This is a genomic window from Vibrio sp. YQ_11, assembly GCF_043103065.1.
GTDB classification, from domain to species: domain Bacteria; phylum Pseudomonadota; class Gammaproteobacteria; order Enterobacterales; family Vibrionaceae; genus Vibrio; species Vibrio parahaemolyticus.
Genome location: NZ_JBICJM010000013.1, coordinates 86,835 through 104,898, shown reverse-complemented (window position 1 = coordinate 104,898; position 18,064 = coordinate 86,835). Strand labels below are relative to the sequence as shown.

The 18,064-nt window shown below is 45.6% G+C and carries 24 protein-coding genes; 16 read left to right on the top strand and 8 right to left on the bottom strand.

Features of this window, described 5'->3' with window-relative positions; all coding sequences use genetic code 11:
• Positions 1-62 precede the first annotated feature (62 nt).
• Both ACF8EG_RS10585 and ACF8EG_RS10580 read right to left on the bottom strand, forming a co-directional pair.
• Positions 63-593: a hypothetical protein gene (locus tag ACF8EG_RS10585; protein ID WP_064376267.1), complete on the bottom strand. Its 531-nt coding sequence runs from the start codon at positions 591-593 to the stop codon at positions 63-65.
• A gap of 27 nt (positions 594-620) precedes the next feature.
• Entirely contained in the window at positions 621-1,298 is a 678-nt protein-coding gene (locus ACF8EG_RS10580; RefSeq protein ID WP_392419445.1) for a phage repressor protein CI, read from the bottom strand.
• A 161-nt stretch (positions 1,299-1,459) separates the two neighbouring features.
• Between ACF8EG_RS10580 and ACF8EG_RS10575 the strand changes: the two genes are divergently transcribed.
• The 7 genes from ACF8EG_RS10575 to ACF8EG_RS10545 all read left to right on the top strand — a co-directional run bounded on the left by ACF8EG_RS10575 (position 1,460) and on the right by ACF8EG_RS10545 (position 4,242).
• The gene (locus ACF8EG_RS10575; protein WP_045588167.1) at positions 1,460-1,672 is read left to right on the top strand and encodes a hypothetical protein; all 213 of its coding nucleotides are present in this window, start codon (positions 1,460-1,462) and stop codon (positions 1,670-1,672) included.
• A gap of 111 nt (positions 1,673-1,783) precedes the next feature.
• Entirely contained in the window at positions 1,784-2,323 is a 540-nt protein-coding gene (locus ACF8EG_RS10570; protein ID WP_029559289.1) for a phage regulatory CII family protein, read from the top strand.
• A 9-nt stretch (positions 2,324-2,332) separates the two neighbouring features.
• Positions 2,333-2,668 carry a hypothetical protein gene (locus ACF8EG_RS10565; RefSeq protein WP_029559288.1) on the top strand — a complete coding sequence of 112 codons (336 nt, stop codon included), beginning with the start codon at positions 2,333-2,335 and terminating at the stop codon, positions 2,666-2,668.
• A gap of 67 nt (positions 2,669-2,735) precedes the next feature.
• Entirely contained in the window at positions 2,736-3,242 is a 507-nt protein-coding gene (locus ACF8EG_RS10560) for a hypothetical protein (RefSeq protein ID WP_180944596.1), read from the top strand.
• Positions 3,239-3,640: a hypothetical protein gene (locus tag ACF8EG_RS10555; protein WP_029559286.1), complete on the top strand. Its 402-nt coding sequence runs from the start codon at positions 3,239-3,241 to the stop codon at positions 3,638-3,640. Before ACF8EG_RS10560 ends, ACF8EG_RS10555 begins: the two co-directional genes overlap by 4 nt.
• 1 nt (position 3,641) lies before the next feature.
• Positions 3,642-4,007: a hypothetical protein gene (locus ACF8EG_RS10550; protein ID WP_228777198.1), complete on the top strand. Its 366-nt coding sequence runs from the start codon at positions 3,642-3,644 to the stop codon at positions 4,005-4,007.
• A gap of 7 nt (positions 4,008-4,014) precedes the next feature.
• Positions 4,015-4,242 carry a hypothetical protein gene (locus ACF8EG_RS10545; RefSeq protein ID WP_047508607.1) on the top strand — a complete coding sequence of 76 codons (228 nt, stop codon included), beginning with the start codon at positions 4,015-4,017 and terminating at the stop codon, positions 4,240-4,242.
• A 118-nt stretch (positions 4,243-4,360) separates the two neighbouring features.
• On the opposite strand, the gene ACF8EG_RS10540 is transcribed toward ACF8EG_RS10545, so the two are convergent.
• Positions 4,361-4,741: a hypothetical protein gene (locus ACF8EG_RS10540; RefSeq protein WP_029559284.1), complete on the bottom strand. Its 381-nt coding sequence runs from the start codon at positions 4,739-4,741 to the stop codon at positions 4,361-4,363.
• 41 nt (positions 4,742-4,782) lie between these two features.
• Between ACF8EG_RS10540 and ACF8EG_RS10535 the strand changes: the two genes are divergently transcribed.
• Positions 4,783-7,410, top strand: coding sequence for a replication endonuclease (locus ACF8EG_RS10535; protein WP_392419441.1), 2,628 nt, complete (start codon positions 4,783-4,785; stop codon positions 7,408-7,410).
• A gap of 67 nt (positions 7,411-7,477) precedes the next feature.
• Here the strand turns inward: ACF8EG_RS10535 and ACF8EG_RS10530 are convergent, their stop codons facing one another.
• Both ACF8EG_RS10530 and ACF8EG_RS10525 read right to left on the bottom strand, forming a co-directional pair.
• Positions 7,478-8,026 carry a DUF2335 domain-containing protein gene (locus tag ACF8EG_RS10530; protein WP_318114586.1) on the bottom strand — a complete coding sequence of 183 codons (549 nt, stop codon included), beginning with the start codon at positions 8,024-8,026 and terminating at the stop codon, positions 7,478-7,480.
• Positions 8,004-8,258: a hypothetical protein gene (locus ACF8EG_RS10525; protein ID WP_318114585.1), complete on the bottom strand. Its 255-nt coding sequence runs from the start codon at positions 8,256-8,258 to the stop codon at positions 8,004-8,006. Before ACF8EG_RS10525 ends, ACF8EG_RS10530 begins: the two co-directional genes overlap by 23 nt.
• Positions 8,259-8,919: 661 nt before the next feature.
• On the opposite strand from ACF8EG_RS10525, the gene ACF8EG_RS10520 reads away from it, so the two are divergent.
• The gene (locus tag ACF8EG_RS10520; RefSeq protein WP_392419439.1) at positions 8,920-9,231 is read left to right on the top strand and encodes a hypothetical protein; all 312 of its coding nucleotides are present in this window, start codon (positions 8,920-8,922) and stop codon (positions 9,229-9,231) included.
• A gap of 1 nt (position 9,232) precedes the next feature.
• Here ACF8EG_RS10520 and ACF8EG_RS10515 read toward each other — a convergent pair whose 3' ends face one another.
• From ACF8EG_RS10515 to ACF8EG_RS10505, 3 genes are all read right to left on the bottom strand, one after another.
• Positions 9,233-9,484, bottom strand: a complete 252-nt coding sequence (locus tag ACF8EG_RS10515; protein ID WP_079765352.1) for an ogr/Delta-like zinc finger family protein — start codon at positions 9,482-9,484, stop codon at positions 9,233-9,235.
• A gap of 78 nt (positions 9,485-9,562) precedes the next feature.
• Positions 9,563-10,594, bottom strand: coding sequence for a phage portal protein (locus tag ACF8EG_RS10510; protein ID WP_392419438.1), 1,032 nt, complete (start codon positions 10,592-10,594; stop codon positions 9,563-9,565).
• Positions 10,591-12,387, bottom strand: a complete 1,797-nt coding sequence (locus ACF8EG_RS10505; RefSeq protein WP_318184639.1) for a terminase large subunit domain-containing protein — start codon at positions 12,385-12,387, stop codon at positions 10,591-10,593. The genes ACF8EG_RS10510 and ACF8EG_RS10505 overlap by 4 nt, the downstream gene beginning before the upstream one ends.
• A 174-nt stretch (positions 12,388-12,561) precedes the next feature.
• Here ACF8EG_RS10505 and ACF8EG_RS10500 point away from each other — a divergent pair, with 174 nt between their 5' ends.
• The 7 genes from ACF8EG_RS10500 to ACF8EG_RS10470 all read left to right on the top strand — a co-directional run bounded on the left by ACF8EG_RS10500 (position 12,562) and on the right by ACF8EG_RS10470 (position 18,063).
• The gene (locus ACF8EG_RS10500) at positions 12,562-13,440 is read left to right on the top strand and encodes a GPO family capsid scaffolding protein (protein WP_392419437.1); all 879 of its coding nucleotides are present in this window, start codon (positions 12,562-12,564) and stop codon (positions 13,438-13,440) included.
• A 38-nt stretch (positions 13,441-13,478) separates the two neighbouring features.
• Positions 13,479-14,495, top strand: a complete 1,017-nt coding sequence (locus ACF8EG_RS10495) for a phage major capsid protein, P2 family (protein WP_371845235.1) — start codon at positions 13,479-13,481, stop codon at positions 14,493-14,495.
• A 7-nt stretch (positions 14,496-14,502) separates the two neighbouring features.
• On the top strand, positions 14,503-15,219 hold the full coding sequence (locus ACF8EG_RS10490; RefSeq protein WP_064376257.1) for a terminase endonuclease subunit: 717 nt from the start codon (positions 14,503-14,505) through the stop codon (positions 15,217-15,219).
• Between the two features lie 132 nt (positions 15,220-15,351).
• Positions 15,352-15,771 (top strand): head completion/stabilization protein, encoded by a 420-nt coding sequence (locus ACF8EG_RS10485; protein ID WP_029822509.1) that lies wholly within the window; start codon positions 15,352-15,354, stop codon positions 15,769-15,771.
• Positions 15,768-16,253, top strand: coding sequence for a phage tail protein (locus ACF8EG_RS10480; RefSeq protein WP_140374169.1), 486 nt, complete (start codon positions 15,768-15,770; stop codon positions 16,251-16,253). The genes ACF8EG_RS10485 and ACF8EG_RS10480 overlap by 4 nt, the downstream gene beginning before the upstream one ends.
• Positions 16,243-16,911, top strand: a complete 669-nt coding sequence (locus tag ACF8EG_RS10475) for a hypothetical protein (RefSeq protein WP_140374168.1) — start codon at positions 16,243-16,245, stop codon at positions 16,909-16,911. The genes ACF8EG_RS10480 and ACF8EG_RS10475 overlap by 11 nt, the downstream gene beginning before the upstream one ends.
• A gap of 21 nt (positions 16,912-16,932) precedes the next feature.
• Positions 16,933-18,063 carry a DUF2586 domain-containing protein gene (locus ACF8EG_RS10470; protein WP_258508110.1) on the top strand — a complete coding sequence of 377 codons (1,131 nt, stop codon included), beginning with the start codon at positions 16,933-16,935 and terminating at the stop codon, positions 18,061-18,063.
• Position 18,064: the final 1 nt, after the last annotated feature.

The following is an 18,064-nucleotide window of genomic DNA, read 5'->3' as shown; positions in this document are numbered from 1 at the left end:
TCTCCCTAGCCAATTTTTATTAATTAATCATTCTTCAAAGTCACCGCCACTCGCCCAATGACCTAAATATCTTCTGGCACTTCACCCGTTTCCAACAGGTTTTCAAATTGGTGACGGTTTAAAATCATGACGCCTTGCTCCAAGGCTTTTTCGAGTTTCTTAGGACCCGCGTTGTAGCCGTAGCAAAGAATGTCTAGGTGTCTCGTTACACTTTGTCGAACCATCATGTCCTTTGATTCGGCTAATGACATAAGATCTGCTTTGTCCCCTTTGGCGAAACCAGTAAAGCAAACATCCATAGTGTCTGGGCTGGATAAGCGATTTGGTTTTGGAACATCGAATTCAAAGCCACTTTGTTCTAGTTTCGCTTGAGCTTCTTTGAAAAAAGTTTCTGCTTCACTAAGAGAATCGTGAATGTCGAGCACGTGATCTACACGCAGGGTTCGAGGAGAAGATGTGATAGCACACCAACCTTGCACGTGTGTTGGTTCATCTTCTGCGTTAACAATTAATTTAGCGTTAACCAACTGCTGAATAGACAATACGTGACGTTGACTAAAATAAGTGCAAATTAAGTCACTGGTAATATCCATATTTATTTCCTAGCCAATTTTTATTAATTAATCTTTCTTCAAAGTCACAGCTACACGGCCAATTACTTTGATGTCTTCTTCTGCTACCTCAACAGTGCTGTTTCCAAATACAACTGCAAGTTTATTCGGCAACCGTTGAATATGGTTGATTGACATTCGACCGTTTATATCAATCAAGTAATCGCCACTCATCGCATCGTTCTGGGTTTTATCAACGATGAAGCGCCCGTCGTTAGTCTCGATCTCTATTGAGTTGTTTTTATCCAAATTCCAACTGTTAAAAATGCGAATTGCATAAGGAATTTTTCCAGTGTCGAGAAGTTGCCCGTTAGTCAGGCAAAAGCTTGATATAGATACAACATCGTTTTGAGCTTGTTGTAGCTGAGTGGATTGTTCACCAAGCATTCTAGACATGTAATCCAAAGAAGGTTTAGCCACTTCAGCTCCTCCTTGTGCAATGCGGTTTTTGTCGTCTTTTGACAAAGCGAGTTCTGCGATTGGTATTCCTAAGGCCAAATGAAGTCTAATTGTGAGCTCATGCGAAGTCCTTTCGTGCTTGCTCCATGTGCTGAATGTAGACTTAGGTATACGAAGTAAATCTGCAAGTTCTTGATGTGACTTGCAGTTTAGAACTTCCTTAAGCTTTTCTACGAACTCGTTACCCTTAAGGTATTCGTATGGAAGAATAGGTTTTTTAGCGTCCATATGACCCTTTTTTATGGTTATCGATCACAAATAAATTTAATTTGCGTCCATTTGAGTTTGCAATGAACTCAAATGCGATCAATAATTTCTGCGTACTCGATTAGTGCGAATAATCGTGAGTACAGTGAAATGTCGTTAAATCAACTAAGTAGGATACCACCATGTTGTCATACAACCCAGTATTACCCGTGCCATTTGTGACGTTTGAAGAATACTCACGCATCACTGGCCTAAAGCTTGAAACGATTCGAGACTACGTCCGTAAAGGCCGCATCATCATCCAGGAAAAAAGAGCCCCAAAAGAAAAGCCGCTGGTAAACCTCATTGCAATGAATGAGATAGCCGCCCGCGAAGCGCTTGCAAAGTTAGGATAAGTCATGCGCGTTTCCTCTCTGATTCCAACCAAAACTTACTGCCCGCTTTGGCTTCATTTATTCGCCTGGGCAGTCATTTGCATTCCAACGTTGCTATAAGGATTGTCAAACATGGACGCAAACATCGCCATGTGCAGATTACGTGAGGCCAAACAAAACGCGTTTGACGAGGCGTGCTGCGCATTTGCAACCAATCACAACATGGCAGGATTAGCCAGAAAGATGGACATGGGCGAAACCATGCTGCGCAACAAGCTCAACCCAGAGCAGCCGCACAAGCTATACGCCATCGAGTTAGCCTGGTTGTGTTATCACTCCGGCGACTACTCAATCCATAACGTTCTTTATAGCAACTTAGGCACCGTGACCGTGGCGCTGCCACAGGAATCAGAACAGAAAAACTTCATAGAGCGCACGCTACTCAATAACGCGCTAAGCGGCGAGCTTTCTGGCGATGCAATGCAAATGTGCACCGCAGAGCGCCTGCCGCGTTCAACCAAAAACAAGACCTTAGCCAAAGCGCACGCTGCACTTGGCAACCTTGTTTTGATGATTTCCGATCTAGAGAACCGCACTACGGGCTTACAGCCACTCATGCAAATGGGCACAGATTTCCTAGCCAACGGTGCACCACTTCCGGGTTTAGCCTAAGGAGAACCAATGAGTCAGTTAGCTATTCAACAAGAACAATTGCAACAAGCACCAAACGCAAACGAGAGCATTGCCGCTTGCAAAGCGCTTTTCAACGGTTCCGCTACACGCAGTAAGTTAAAAGAATTGTGGGACGGTATGCCACCTCGTTTTCGTGGCATGGTATTGATTGCCGGAGATCTTAAAGCTTCGGAGCACGTCCGTGAGTTCGATAGCTTTAACGATTTGGAACTACACAAAATCCGCAACGGCATGCAACAAATTAAAGAAATCGCGACGTTATTTGATCGCAATGTCGGCGATGTTCGTCGCCTCAAGCACTATCAATTCAGTAACACCCATTAATCACCAAGCCAGCCTTTGCCCCTGTAACAGGGGGCTTTTTTTTCGTCTTAGCGTAGGAGCATAGAAGATGAATACCAATCAAAAGTTAACCGAAGCAAGAAACCTCATAGACCAAGTTATCAACCGTAATATCGGCACTATTGGGCATGCGGATTTACCAGCGGAGGCATTGGCGCAAAAGCAAAAGCTATTTAGCGGCCTGAATACCAACCGTGAGGTGTTAGACATTGTGAACGCCATTAATGCGCTGGCGATAAGCAATTGCGATGTGATTGAAATTCACGCTGGGTATGTAGCTAGCGTCAATTGGTTTGAGGCAAGAGTTTTTGTTAAAGGCTGTAAGTACGACCACAGTGATCTGCCGTTATTTGACTCACGAGTTCGACTCGATGAAGAAGATGCAGACGTTCAGCTATTAGCAATCGAAAGCGAGATAACAGAACTTGTTATTGAGGCTCGTGAAACTGCCGAAGCGAAAGCGCCGGAATCAAACTCAAACCAATGTGCTCATGGCACGATTCTCTATGGGGAATGTAAGCAGTGTCTGGAAGAAGAAAAGGCAGGTGAAGCATGAGCATCCTGACTATCTATCGTAAAGACCTAGAGTTTGGCCTTCGTTGCGAAGGTTTTACTTCTCGCAAAATCGAGCAATTTATCCGTGTTTTCAACCCAGTTGAATCAAGCCAAGGCGTGATGTTAGAGCTTGATTCTACTCGTGCAATGTTGGTGAACGTAAACGGCACAGAACAAGGTTTGTGCCTTGAAGACTTTATCACTGCATGGTGGGTTTACTGGGTTGTTGTATTCAACCAATCCACAGACAACGCAACACACCATCAGGCCATTGGTGCAATCCGCGCTCTTTTCTTTATCTCTGCATGCACGAAAAGCACAAGCCAAAACACAACCATGCAAACGTGGTGGCGCGACTGTGAACCTCTGCATGGCTACGCAACGTTGGAGGCAATTTGATATGGCATCACTTACTCAATTACTTAATGAAATCGGTGACGAGAACGTAGCGGTTCAAGCACTTCACCAGTGTATGGACTCCGCCCAATACAACAAAGGACGCACCACAATCAAATTCAAAACCGATGGTCTTGGTGCCACCGAACTAGCGGACGGCAAAAAGACCGCTCTTATCGTTTGGGTTGATACAGCTCAATACAACAATGCACTGGCCAACGCCAAAGCAACGAAGAAACCGAGCGTTGTTGAATCACTACGTGACGCTATCCAACAGGCCGAAGAATTAGGTTTACTCAGAACTGAAGATGGCACGGTTATCACCGGAGCTATTGAAACAGACGATTGCATTATTTTGGTTAAGGAGTAAAGAGCAAATGGAATATGCAGCAATCATGCTTTGTCCAGATGGTGGCGTTGTTCGCCATGAAGACACTCAAGAAGTTGCCAATGTAATGGTTGGCGACTTCGACTCACTAGACCAAGCGATCGAACAGGCATGTGTTTCCCTTAGTTGTACTCACCTAACCAAAGGCGTGTTGAGCAAGGGCAACGGTAAAGGCGGCTTTATGTTGGTGACCACTCAGGAACTGGAGGCGGTATGAAGAAGTTAACGTCTTATGCAAAAAAATATATCCGAAAACAAATCAAAGAAGGGGATTTGCCTTCTATCACTGCTGTTAAACAACAAATTGCAGCAGTCAAGAAGGCAAAGAAGTAAATCTACTTCCTGAACATAGCTCTAACTGCTTCTATTTTTTGTTCATAGTCAGGATCATTTTCTGGATATAAATCATAGAACTCTTCTTCGGGAATTATGAATACGCAATCGAATCCATCAACTGAGTCAGAGTTTTTATTGATGCAAAGCAGCTCTAGCTCTTCGAGGAAGTTGGTTATTGATACGAATTCATTTAATCCGGTAGTAGTAATCGTTCTATATGGGCGAATAGGATTGAGATATTTCTTTGGTTCTATTGGCGGGAGGATAGCGATTGTCATTTCTTTACCGCCAACCGAATCTGAGTTGTCTTCGATGAAATCTTCAACTAGTCCATCAAAGTAGTTGAGATTAAATGAGTCGTTCAGAAGTGTAGTTTTCATATATTCCAGCCTTTGTAATTGTATTTTTTGAGATTAACACATTGAAATCGCTAACCGAACCCACTGAAATCGAACTATTAGACTTGGATAAGTTCGGTTTTGACCATGACTACAAACGTGCTGCTTCTCTGGCTTGTCAAAGTTGGGGAAGCTTGCACGTTTTTCCGCAAGTGCCAAAAACACTAGCGGATGCTTGCTTTGGTGCAAGACGTTTTGATGAGTCGCAAGAACCTGACGACCTGAGCGTGCTCGAACGTAAACTGTTTGAAGCAAACCCAGATGATTTTGAGTGGACGAAAGGCAAAATCCAAGGTCTGCCAGATTACTTAACTAAGTACTTTGTGACTCGCTACATTTCTGTTTTCGAAAAGAAAGGTCGCAGAGAAGCAAACATCTTTTTGCGTGAACGAATGGGGCCAGCTGCTGATCGCGCCGTTATAGTTTTACGCAAATACAAAAAGCTACCAACAACCCAAAAGGTTTCTTTGCTCAGTGAAGAATTAGATAACACTGACCAAAGCGACTTTACATCTGCACACCCAGAGATTGCTAAACCGCAACTTCGCTTTGATTTCGACAAGGCGGAGAAAAACCGCAAGCCAGTAAAAAGCCGTATCTTGGCAGAACTAGAACAAGACGAACTCAAAGAAATGGCGTTCAAGATTGGCAAAATCATGAATGCTCGTTTCCAAATTATCTCTTCTAAGTTGGCAAGTATTACCGAAGCTGAACTGGAAAAGGACAAAACGTTCTGCCCTATTGTTGAGGGTTATCATCAGCTAGCTGCTTTCACTTCCGAATTCGGCATTAAGCCACCATGTAAATACAAAAAGCAAAATGAGTTGTCTGCTCTGCAAGATATCTCTCGCATGATTAGCGAGAAGTGGTGGCTTGGTCGTTTGGTGAAGGCGCGAAAAATTATGCGTGAGCACCTAGCCATTGCAATGGGGCAAGTATCTTCAAAAGCCTCTGCTTATGCTTCTTGGGATTGTGTTCGTGAGCACCAAGAGCAACAAAAGCGCAACTGGGAATACATCAAGCAGTGTGAACTCTTCGACGAAGAAACCGAAGAAAAAGCAGACCTGTCCGAAATGGTTTTGAAAAGTGTGTCTAACCCTGCGATTCGCCGTCATGAATTGATGGTGCGTTGTCGTGGTTGTGAAGACATCGGCAATGAGCTTGGTTTACAAGGTTTGTTCCTGACTCTGACTACGCCGTCGAAATACCATAACTCCTACAAGAAAGGCGGTTTCATCGACCATTGGAATGGTGCAAGCCCACGAGAGGCGCAAGCGTACTTAAACAATGCTTGGCAGCGTATCCGCGCCAAGTTAGGTCGTGAAGAAATCCGTTGGTTTGGTGTCCGTGTTGCGGAGCCTCATCACGATGGCACACCACACTGGCATTTGCTGATTTGGGTAAAACCGGAAGAAGTGGCGCAAGTGCGTGACATCTTTATTTCATACGCGACCCAAGAAGACCGTGCAGAACTGCACCCGCAATACGAAAAGGAAAAGCAAAAGCCATTTCGCAAGTGCGCTTATGTTGGTCCTATGGATTACCGTCCACGTTGTGACTTCGGTTACATCGACCCAGAGAAAGGCACAGCAACGGGCTACATCGCGAAATACATTTCTAAGAACATCGACGGCTTTGCTATGGACGATGAAGTCTCCGACGAAGCAGGCAAATCAGTAAAAGACATGGCGAAGAACGTCAGTGCTTGGAAAAGCCGTTGGGCGATTCGCCAGTTTCAATTCTTTGGTGGTGCGCCGGTGACGACCTACCGAGAGCTGCGCCGTTTTGCTAGCCAAAACAAAAAAGCCTTTATGGAATACGTGTTCATGCAAGAACGCGCTGACCTGTTGGATATGTACCACATGTTGCACCGCCATGTCGTTGGCCCGGTAAAACCTGATCGTCTGCTAACCAACAAAGAGTTGGTAGAAGTGATCGGTAAAAACTACCAGGCACGAATCCAATCTGATGAGGCTTGCATCGTCGACACGATGAAAGCGGCAGACCATGGCAACTGGCAAGGTTACATCATGGGGCAGGGTGGACCATTCGTTAAACGCGAAGATTTGCTGATCACCAATTCATATCAAGTACTTCCGTTCGCATCACCTCACGGTGAAGACGTACGCAAGGTGGAAGGTTTCCAAACACCAGAAGCGGTCGTGAAAACTCGCACTAAGGTCTGGACGATTCAGAAGAAATCAAAGGTTATCGAAGAAGCTGAAGCGATCACCCAAGGGAGCGCAGCGACCGCTATTGGAGCCTCTGGCTCCTCTCGGAGTTCTGTCAATAACTGTACGCAGCATCGCGAGGTACAGGTCAGCGATCAGCTAACCCGAATTTTAGACCCAGTGAATAGTCGGGCGAATAATCCGCCAAATATTGATGAAACGGCACTGGCCGCACTGCTAAAAGGCAGCTCAATTCGCATCGACGATGCAACCAGTATTCAAATCCGCCCTGCGGAGGTAGACGAACACGGCAATAAACGTCCGGCGCAGCTGGTCGAAGTAAGCCGAGCACCTGCAGATGATCTTAAATGGATGGATTTCGAAAGTTGGGATAAGGCATTGACCCAGCCAGAACAACAAGAGTATCAACAACCAGACCTGTCGTTCTTCCCTGTTGGGGATGACTGGCCGCTAGCATAGTAGATAAGTATGTTAGAAAAGACAAAGCCCACCAAATTTTGGTGGGCTTCATGTAAATATAAATGCCTTATTTTTCTGGTGGTGGTTGTGAGTTAGGCTTTTTCCCTATAACGAATACTGCAACTAAAGCTGCAACGCCACCGCCACCAATAAAGCCTCCCGCTAATGGTGAGCCATTTACAGCAGCATAGGTACCACATCCAATAGCAAATATTCCAATCAGAAAGCCAAATATCTGACCTAGTAAGTTATCTCTTTTTTGGGCTTTAAGTGCTTCTCTTTGCATTTCTCTTATATGCGCAGAGTCCTCTTTTACGCCATCGAAGAGTTCCTTAGCAATACCGGGTACTATTTTTTCGTATTCTGACAGGTATTCTGGGGGAGGCATAGGTCCAGAAAAGTGCTGTTGGTGGTGGGTGATTTGCAGTAAAGCTTGTTGTAACTTAGGAGACCTCTGTAAAAACTCGCCTACTTTTGGGTCTTGACTTGCTACTTTTGCAAGTTCAGGGTTTTCACTTAATAGAACTTCAAGAGGTTGAACATCATTTTGTTCAACCTCTTGGTTTTCCTGTTCATTATCGTTGGAAGGTGTATTATCTTTGTGGTTTTTCGGCATATTCTATATTACCTTCGCTGTTTATTGGTTCTCGCGATATTGAACGTCTATATAACTTAACTCTCTTAATCTCTGGGTGATTAGTTTCTATCTTTACCCAGTTTTCATGCACCATCGCTTGAGTTTTATACCAAGCTTCAGTAGTTGGTCTCACTTGAGGGATAAATTGTTCATAATCAGTGCGAGGCCATATAGCTAAAGCTTTACCTATTCCTGCTAAAAACGCATTCATAGAAACACCTCATGTTCTTCCATTAAAAGGCCTTTCAGCCAGAAACACGCTGCGCATATAGCGAGCATTGTAAATAATTATCTCTATGTGCATGCTACTAGAGACTAGTAAATTGAGCAATGACCTTTAGGGCAAATCGTTATCAATATGCGACAGCGTTCATCAACATACACCGTTCACTAGTATAGTTCACATCTGCTAATCTGCGTCACTGGTAAAATCTAGAGTCAGGGTTAGGAATCTATATTTATTCGTCAAGTTGCATTTTCACAGCAATCCAGAGCAATGATGTACATCAATATGATAAAAAACTTAGACAAAAGTTGAGCAATACTGAACAAAATAGCGTCGTCAAAGCGATGGCTATTGATACCAAACTACTATGTCGTAACTATAAATACACACTCCTTCCAAAATCCCTCATCTGAATTTTTAAATTAAGCATAGCTGCGCCATTAACACGGGCTTCCAATACCGCAAGCTCGATTTCTGGATTTTTTTGTGAGTTACATCAACTTTCTAAGGCCTTGCGCGTTCAGGAACCTAAGTTAGCTTGGTTTAGTAAACAACGCATTTACGCAGTTAGGAAGTGTATTACCTCCTGTTTTAATGATGTGACTGCGTGATTTCTACGAACTCGAAGCAACAAAGGAATTTCTTAATGAGTGAATTATGTCTGAAAACCACTATAGAAACCTGTATAAATATACAGTATATTTCCCGTGTGATTAGTAAGGGTGTTGATATGTCGGATAAAAATCAAAACGATATCATGTTGTCTGCTTTAGAGATCGTCATTGATGGTGTAGCAAATAGTGAGGCGACGGAGCGAACTCGAGCAGCTGGTGCGTATATCGCAGGCTTGATACTTGCGGATGCAAAGGGGCAATTAGACACGAAAAAACAAAAAGCCATCTTGAGTATTATCGAGATGGCTTGCGAAACGGAGAGTACTGCTTTTATGTCGAATTGATTTACAGCATAGATAGTTGGTGTTTGAGCTGTTGCCGTGCCTCTGGCGGCAACGCCTTACACAAGTTGAATGCCAGTTGGCTTGTCGTTTTTGCCGATGGGCTCAACGTATGGCTATAAGACAAATTCATCACAAACGTGTGCCCACATTCGGGGTCACTGCAACTGCAATACAAATCTGAATGACTATTGGTTAGGCGGTTGGATTTTTGGATACGGCTTTTGCTTCCACACTCTGGGCACAACACTCTCATAGTAAACACCTAGCTTATTGACTGACCTAATAATCATACGCCAATAAGCTGTGTATTTGTACAGTCTAAAACGAAAGTTTACGCAGCATCTCCAACAGTCAAATCAAACTGCAAGTGAAGGTTCGGTGGAATCTCTGGGTCATTGTTTACTGCATCCATAAAACGCTTACATACCGGAATCACTTCATACTTATCGTACACATTGCTCACCTTGATTGGGTCGGGGATGGTGCCGCCCGTTTGGGAGAACATGCCACCCATACCGGTTGGGAAACGGTGGCCGACAAACACATCCTGAGCTGTGATGTTTTTGATTCGCTCAAACTCATCTTTTGTGGCGATATCACCAACCGGAATCAGTTGAATGCCTTTCTCTTTGCCGTTTGGAATGTTTACAAACATACTGCGAAAATTACCCACGCCCTTAGAGCTCTGGATTTTTTGGCGCAACGCTTCTTCGTCTTTTTCATCCAGGTTCGGGTCCGTTGCGTAGAAAATGAAACCCATGTGCGCACCGTTCAGGTAATAACGGCGGCGAAATAGTGTAGCATCGCGGTTTAACAAGCTGCTTTGAATGCTGCCCAAGTAATCGGGTAAACCATACACCTGTTGTTGTGGGTCATACTGAGGGATGAAAACCACATCCTTTGCTTTGAATACCTTTTGCTTGTTATTGCTAAGGAGCTGGACAAAATCACCGTTTCTGCGCTTTCGCATGTGTACCATTGGCAATGGGTGTAAACCAATCACCTTCTTAAAGTGATTTCGCAGTTTAACAAACGCCGCCATCCCTAAACCGAAGTAATCCCACGTAGCGTTATTCATTAAGAACATGGACATCGCCCCACCTTGCGAGAAACGTCCGGCGACATAGTTTGCTCGTGCTTTGAGCAATGAGCCGTGATAGCCATTGGCATTGGCAATATCAGCCAAGCCTTTGAGTGAGATTGGTGTTTCCCAGTAGTCTTCCATATCGTTGTAGACCAACTCACAGTAGCGGGTCATCCAACTGTTGGTATCAACAGGTTCGGGAGTCGGGTCGAAACTATATACCGATTTTGGTTCGGTTGGCGTATCTGCCGTTTCGGTTTGAATCATTTGCTCTGTCATGCTGCTAATTGCCCTTGTTCTGCGGAGAATGACCAACGCGATTTGCGTTTAGTACTGTGGTCGAGAGGTTCGTTAATGAGTGCGTGAGACAATGCCCAGAAGTCATCGGCATGACCAACCAACTCGCTTCGGTCTGCTTTGAACGTCATCATGTTGCCGCTGTTGGTCGATGTGCGTTTGATTGCCATAAATGACATGGCGGTTTCTTTCATGTTTGCGTCAAACTGCAAACGGTTACCGTCAATCACATCAATCATCTTCATCACCAAGCGGTTTTTGTTTTCGTTGGAATAATGAATGGCCACGGTTTCGCGTGGGTGCTTGTTGTACAGTAGGTCGTAAACACCTGCACCAATGCCTGTGATATCAATCCCGAGGTAAGTCACATTGAAGCGTTTGAAGACTTTGCTGATCTCATTGGCTTGATGTTGGAAGCTCAAACCACGCCAATTGTGTTTTTCCAGTATGCGGAATTTCTCCACGGCAACTATTGGAGGAGCGACGACCATCAACACGGCATTGTCTCGGGTCCGTGATGGGTCATAACCTAGCCATACCTCTCGGCTACCAAATGGTCGCGCTTTCTTGACGTCGTAGTCTTGCCAAATAGAGGAATCCACCATGCACTTTTGAATCTTGTTGAATTCAAAGATGGAGCTGGCACCGTCAACGAAAATACACATGAAGAGGTTGTTGAAGTCGGTTTCACTGTACTCTTCGCGCAGTTCGTCAATATCAAACAAGTCACAACCACCTGCGGCGGCATCTTCAATGGTGACTACGTAACGCCATTGTTTATCGGGACATAAACGACCGCCCTTGCGGTAATCTTCGAATGTCGGGAACTCGATATTCTTGCGTGTGTCTTTACCCTCACGCCATTTGTCACCCGTCCAGAATGGATAAGCGGGGTGCATTTTGGTGGATGGTGTAGAGAAGTAGGTTTTGCGCCACTTCTTATGTGTCGCCATTGCCGATGCAACTTTGTTCAGCTCGTCAAACTTACCAATCCAAAAGTATTCATCGACATAAACGTGACCGTGGTAACTCTGCGCCGTTTTGCCGTTGGTAGAAAGGAAGTGAAGTTCAGCCCCGTTCGATAAGGTGATCGGGTTGCCTTGCAGTTCAAGGTTTAAGAACTCCTTGGCTAGCGAGATGATGTAACGACGAAATACCTCTGCTTGTGCGCGAGAAGCGGATAAGAAGATTTGGTTGTCACCAGTAAGGATGGCGTTTTCTAGCGCTTCACCACTGAAATAGTAAGTAGCACCAACTTGGCGAGATTTAAGAATGTTACGAATACGCTGATGCAGGTTGTTACGCATAACCACCTGGTATTTAAACAAAGAGTCATGCCAAAGCTTGAAACACTCTTCGGTGATCTCGCTGACATCATTCTTTCCTTTCTTCTTCGACTTACCAGAGCTGCTATTGCTGTTTGAATCGTCTTTAGCTTGTTTGGCGTTGTTGCCTTTTTCAGACGGATTGGCGGCAGGTTTTGGCGTTTCAGAGGCGCGGAGTTTCTTAAGTTTGACGTGATGGTCAATCAGCCGATCGAGCATATCCAATTGTGGTTTGCTTGGGTTTTCAATCTCAAGCAAGGTTTGGATACGATTCGCGATAGCTTCATCAATCGTTTGTTCACGCAACATATCACGCCAACCAAACTTATCCGCCCAATAGTAGATGATGCGATCGTTATTGAGGTTCAGTTCGTCGGCGATTTCACGTGGCGTCCATGCCTTCAAATAGAGGGCGCGGGCGGCTTGTCTGATTTCGGGAGAATATGCCATAAGCGAATGATACGCCCCGAAAACACCTTGATTCGCCTACAAAAATTCCTTCCTTTTCCAGTTTTTCAAATATCCGAATTCACCCGAACACAAGTTGCTGAAAGCCTAAAAACTTGGGCGTATTGTTGCGGCATCTAAAGGCAATTTCGCATTAACCAGTAAGAGTGTTACCACATGCCAAAAACCAGTGATTGGGTAGTGGTTGCCACAGAAGGCAACACAGTAGACGGAAGAAAAATCGCCGCATCTTGGATTGAAGATATGGCGGAGCAGTATTCGAAAGAAGAATACACAGCTTTAATTTGGCCGGAACACTACCGCAGTGATTGGACGCAATACAAAGGCAAAAACTGGGGCATTGTTGAAGAGCTAAAAGCAGAAGAGAAAGACGGCAAACTTCGTTTGTTCGCCAAGCTAACACCTAACCAATTTTTGCTAGAAGCAAACAAGGAAGGTCAGAAGCTATTCACTTCTATCGAACCAAATCCCGACTACAAGGGTGAGGGGCGTTGTTATCTTGAAGGTCTAGCTGTGACTGACTCCCCAGCCTCTACAGGTACAACGCTACTCAAATTCTCACGCTCTAGTAATGGGCAAGAAACGACTTTGGAATCTGACGCATTAGAAGAGGTCGATTTTTCTCAGTGCTTAACACGTTTCGAGCGTTTCTACTCGTTTTGTAACCACATCTTTAGTTCTGAGCATGAGCCAGAACAATCAGTAACACCTCAACCAGAGGATGAAGAACCAATGAACAAAGAGCAGTTCGCCAAAGTGATGTCGGCAATTGAAGGCATCGGCAGCAAGCAAAATGAACTTGAAGAGAAGTTCAACACGTTTGGTAAAAATACGCCCGAAGCGCCAGAAGATGACGAAAGCAACCCAAAGCCGGAAGGTTTAACACCGGAGCAGTTTTCGACACTAAGTGAGCAACTTGAAGGCATTGCGACTAAGCAAGGTGAGTTGGAAGAGAAGTTCAACCAACTGAGCCAGGAAGTACCAGACCAACGTCCTGATCCTGCGCCTGCGGGTGACGATTACATGCCTGTTTAACCACAGGCGCTTGAAAAACTAACCAGGAGCATCGCGTAATGTCGCAGATTCTTACTCAATCAGCTCGCGAGAATATGGACCACTTCGCTCAGAAATTAGCGAAAAGCTATGGCGTTACAAGCGTCGAGCAGTTGTTCAACGTCTCGCCACAGCTAGAAACCAAACTCCGTGCAGCGATTTCCGAGTCTGCCGAGTTTCTAAAAATGATCACTGTTACCACCGTTGACCAAATCGAAGGTCAAGTGGTTGATGTGGGTGTGAGCGGCTTGTATACGGGTCGTAAGGCTGGCGGTCGCTTCCAAAAACAAATCGGTGTTGGCGGTCACAAGTTCAAACTAGCAGAAACCGACTCATGTGCAGCTATCACGTGGGCAATGCTATGTCAGTGGGCAAACCAAGGCGGTCGTGATCTGTTTATGAAGCTGGTATCGCAGTTCTCTAACCAAATGTATGCGCTAGACATTATGCGTATTGGTTGGAACGGTGTGTCTGCCGAAGCAACAACTGACCCAGAAGCTAACCCACTAGGCCAAGATGTTAACGAAGGTTGGTATCACTTTGTGAAGACTCGCAAAGCAGCTCAAATCGTTGATGTTGATGTGTATTTCGATGCAAACGGCGATTACAAAACACTGGATGCGATGGCGTCTGACATCATCAACAACCAGATTCACCCAATGTATCGCAATGACCCTCGCTTAACGGTATTCGTTGGCTCTGGTTTGATTTCTGCTGCGCAATACAAACTGTATGACGCTGCTGATAAACCAAGTGAGCAAATCGCGGCGCAAAAAGTGGATAAAACGATCGCTGGTCGCCCGGCCTACGTTCCGCCATTTATGCCAGACAACGCAATGGTTGTGACGATTCCTGCAAACCTTCAAGTGCTAACGCAGCACGGTACCGCGCAGCGTAAAGCGAAGCACGAAGAAGACCGTAAGCAGTACGAGAACTCATACTGGCGAATGGAAGGTTACGCAGTGGGTGTGTTGGAAGCGTTCGCCGCTTACAACCCAGAAAAAGTCCATATTGGTCCGAAGCCTGTAGTTGAGTAGGTAAAGCATGAACTTATCCCCTGCAATGCGCCATAAGTTGGCGATGGCTGAAAAGCAAAACACAGTGGCAATCGCTGCCACTGTGCCAAGCCCAGACAGTTTGCACTTGCGCTTAATCGAGTTTGAGCAAGACAAACTTAAGTTGAAAGACTTCGTTCAGATTTCGGAAAAGGTCAACTACAAGCGTGACGTATTGATCCCGAAATACAAAGAAGTCGCAGAGAAGTACTTGGCGGCAGGGGAAAGTTATCAAAACCCAATTTTCACGGATTTGATTATTTGGTTGTTTGATACCAAAGACCTTGAAACCGCGATTGATTGGCTATTCAAAGCCATCGAGTTGGACTTACCAACGCCGGAGAACTTCAAACGTTCGAGTTGGGCGGTGGTATGTGGTGACTTTGTCCTCGAATGGGCAGAAAGCCAACTACCTAATGGACACTCGATTGAGCCGTACTTCTCTCAAGTGTTCGAGAAAATCGACAAAGAGTGGAAGTTGCCAGAGAAGCTTGAAGCCAAATGGTACAAGTTTGCGGGTTACGGGTTGCTACTTAATGAAAAAGGTGATCCACAACCAAGCCAAATCGGTGACTCAGAGCAATTAGAGAAGGCGAAAAAGCTGCTCGAAATTGCCCATGAAAAGCACGACAAAATTGGTGTTCAAACCAAAATCAAGCAAATCGAGATGCGACTTAATGCACTCGCAGAAGGCAAAAATTTATAGCGTTTGTCTATAGACAGACTCCTACGCCACCGCACCTCGGCTGGCGAGGTTGGAATAACCTGCGTGGTTCATTCTAAACCGTCGACCCAGTGGCTAGAGGTGCCCTAATTCAGAAAGAGCTAAGGAAACGTTATGAGTTTTGGCGGCAAAGTTAACAGCGCACCAAATACCACCATACCAGGTGAAGGTTGGGTGGATTTATCCACCGATGAGTTCCGCAAGCTGCGCCGCATTCCTCATACGTTCGATAACGATTCACTGGCTTATGCGGTGTCCATCGCCGCGCTAAACATCCAAGGTCGATTGGATAGCCTGATCGAAAACGGCGAAATACCGACATTCAGTGGCGCTAAAGCCCTGTTGTACAAGCGAGCGGTTTACGGTCGTGCACACGCTGAGTTGATTAAAGAGTTCGCCACGCAAGACCGCCGCAAAGAAGGCGAAAGCGTGGCAACGGATGAACCGGAACAAGAGGCACGTTTTCTCGCACAAAGCACTCGTGATGTGCGTGAATTACTTGGGCTGAGTTCTAACGGGATTGAATCACTATGAGCGATACCACTTACAACAAAACCAAGCTTGAACACCTAACGGATTACATCGTTAGCCACCTCAATTCAAGCGTACTTGATAACAAGATAGAAGCTTGGCAAGAGAGGGCAGCAATTGTTGTAGATGGTGAAGACCGAGGCAATGGCGGTCACATCGCCGCTTATTGGCGATATGAAGCAATCATCTCGATTGAAGAGTTTCCTCACCGCTTGTTAGACCCTCGAAACGTGTTCGCGTTGCTTGCGTGTTGGCTCGCTGACTATGACAGAGAAAGGGATATTCACGAACTGGATGATCCTGAAATCACAGTAGATGTGATTAACGAAGAAAGCGCAGATGTTCTGATCGAAATCGAAATGATGGAACCCATCGAAATGATTCCTGATGAGCAAGGTTTGATTACTTGGCGCAACAAAAAGTATCGAGTTCAAGCTGTGCCAATTGATGTGGCTGAAGAGTACGAGCTGAGCAATGAGAATTGAAGTTGTCGGTGAAGATGCAATCAACGCTTCGAAAGCACTTGAAGCGCTGATGCTATCAAAGAAAAAACGCACTTGGATACTCAAAGACTTGGGGCGTTGGGAACGAAGAATGACGAGAAGTCGCCTTCGTCGCCAAAAAGACATCGACAACATCAAATTTGAGCAGCGGAAAAAAGGTGAAGGTGCGGTTCTTACTTCGTTTCAAAACGGGATGGAGCCTTATGTTCTGCATGATTCGACCGTGCTCGATTTGACTTGGGACATAAAGAAAAAAGCGAGAAAAGCCAGTGTTCATCAACAAGGTATGACACAGACCGTTACCGCAAGAGAACACATCAAAGAACAGACTAAGCGCCGAGGTGAGCCTGATTACGGTGCGCCTTGCACGAAAAAGCAAGCAATTGCGCTAAGGCGTCTTGGTTATCGAGTGAGGCGTAAAGACGGTAAAGGGTGGAATAAACCGAGTGTTAGAAACCTTGAGAAGCGTCTTACGTTGGGGCAAGCAGGACTCATTATTCGAATGATGAGAACGGGTAAGAGTAAAGGTAAGCAGTCTTGGAAGGTGAAAACTCCTCAGCGTCAAATGTTGGGAACTAAAGCCGTCAAAGTGCGAGAAAAGCTTATCAAAAACATCGAAAAAGCGCGTGTGAAGAAATAACCACGACAGAGGACATAACCAATGGCAACCGGAAAGGTAGAGGTTAACAACCTCAATTTAGGACAAGGCGGCATCCCAGAGATTGAACGCCATGTGCTTTTCATTGGGCGCACTGATAAAGCCGAACTGCAAGGCAAAGTGACCCGCATCAATAACATGACCAACCTTGACGAAGTCGTTGCGGACGATGCACTTGGTCAAAACGTGAAAGCGGCCCAAATCAACGGTAAGCAAAACTGGACAGGTGCGATTGTTGGTTTAGCGGCTGACGATACTTGGCAAGCTGCCGTGGACTTAGCAAACCTGACCGATTCGTTCGAAGGTATTGCCATCTGTGACCCAGTTACGGATAAAACTCAGTTCACTGATATGCAATCCAAAGCCACAGAGCTGACAAGCAAACTAGGTCGTTGGGTGTTCTTCCTTGCTGCGTGTCCGGGCATTGTTGCAGAAGGTGAAGGCGCGCAAACGTGGGCAGAGTATGAAACCACCATGATCACCTTGGTGAAAGATGTTGCTGCAAACTTGGTGACTCCGGTTCCTCAACTCAACGGTAACAACGTTGGTGTGCTTGCTGGTCGACTTTGTGACCGCAGCGTAACGGTTGCTGATAGCCCAATGCGTGTGGCGACTGGCAGTGTGCTTGATTTGGGTGGCATGCCCACGGACAGCGCAGGCAAAGCCCTAGAAATGAGCACTATTGGCACGTTAGCCGAAGCACGTTACTCACTGCCGCAATGGTATGCCGATCTAGAAGGTATTTATTGGACAGACGCCACCACGCTAGAAGCAAAAGGCGGCGATTATCAATACCTCGAATACGTTCGCCCAGTTCACAAACTCAACCGTCGTGTGCGCATTAAGGCGATTCGTCGTATTGCTGACCGAATCCTTAACTCGACGCCTGCAAGCATTGAGTTGAACCGCACCTATTTCCGCACGGATATGCGTGAAATGTCCAAAGGTACAGAGATCGCGGGTATCACCTTCCCTGGTGAAATCATGAAGCCACGAGACGAAGACGTCACCATCCAGTGGATGACCAAAACCAAAGTGGTGATCGGTTTGATGGTTCGCCCTCACAACTGCCCGAAACACATTGTCGTCAACATCGCGTTAGACCTAAGCAACGCAGCAGATACGGAGGCGTAAT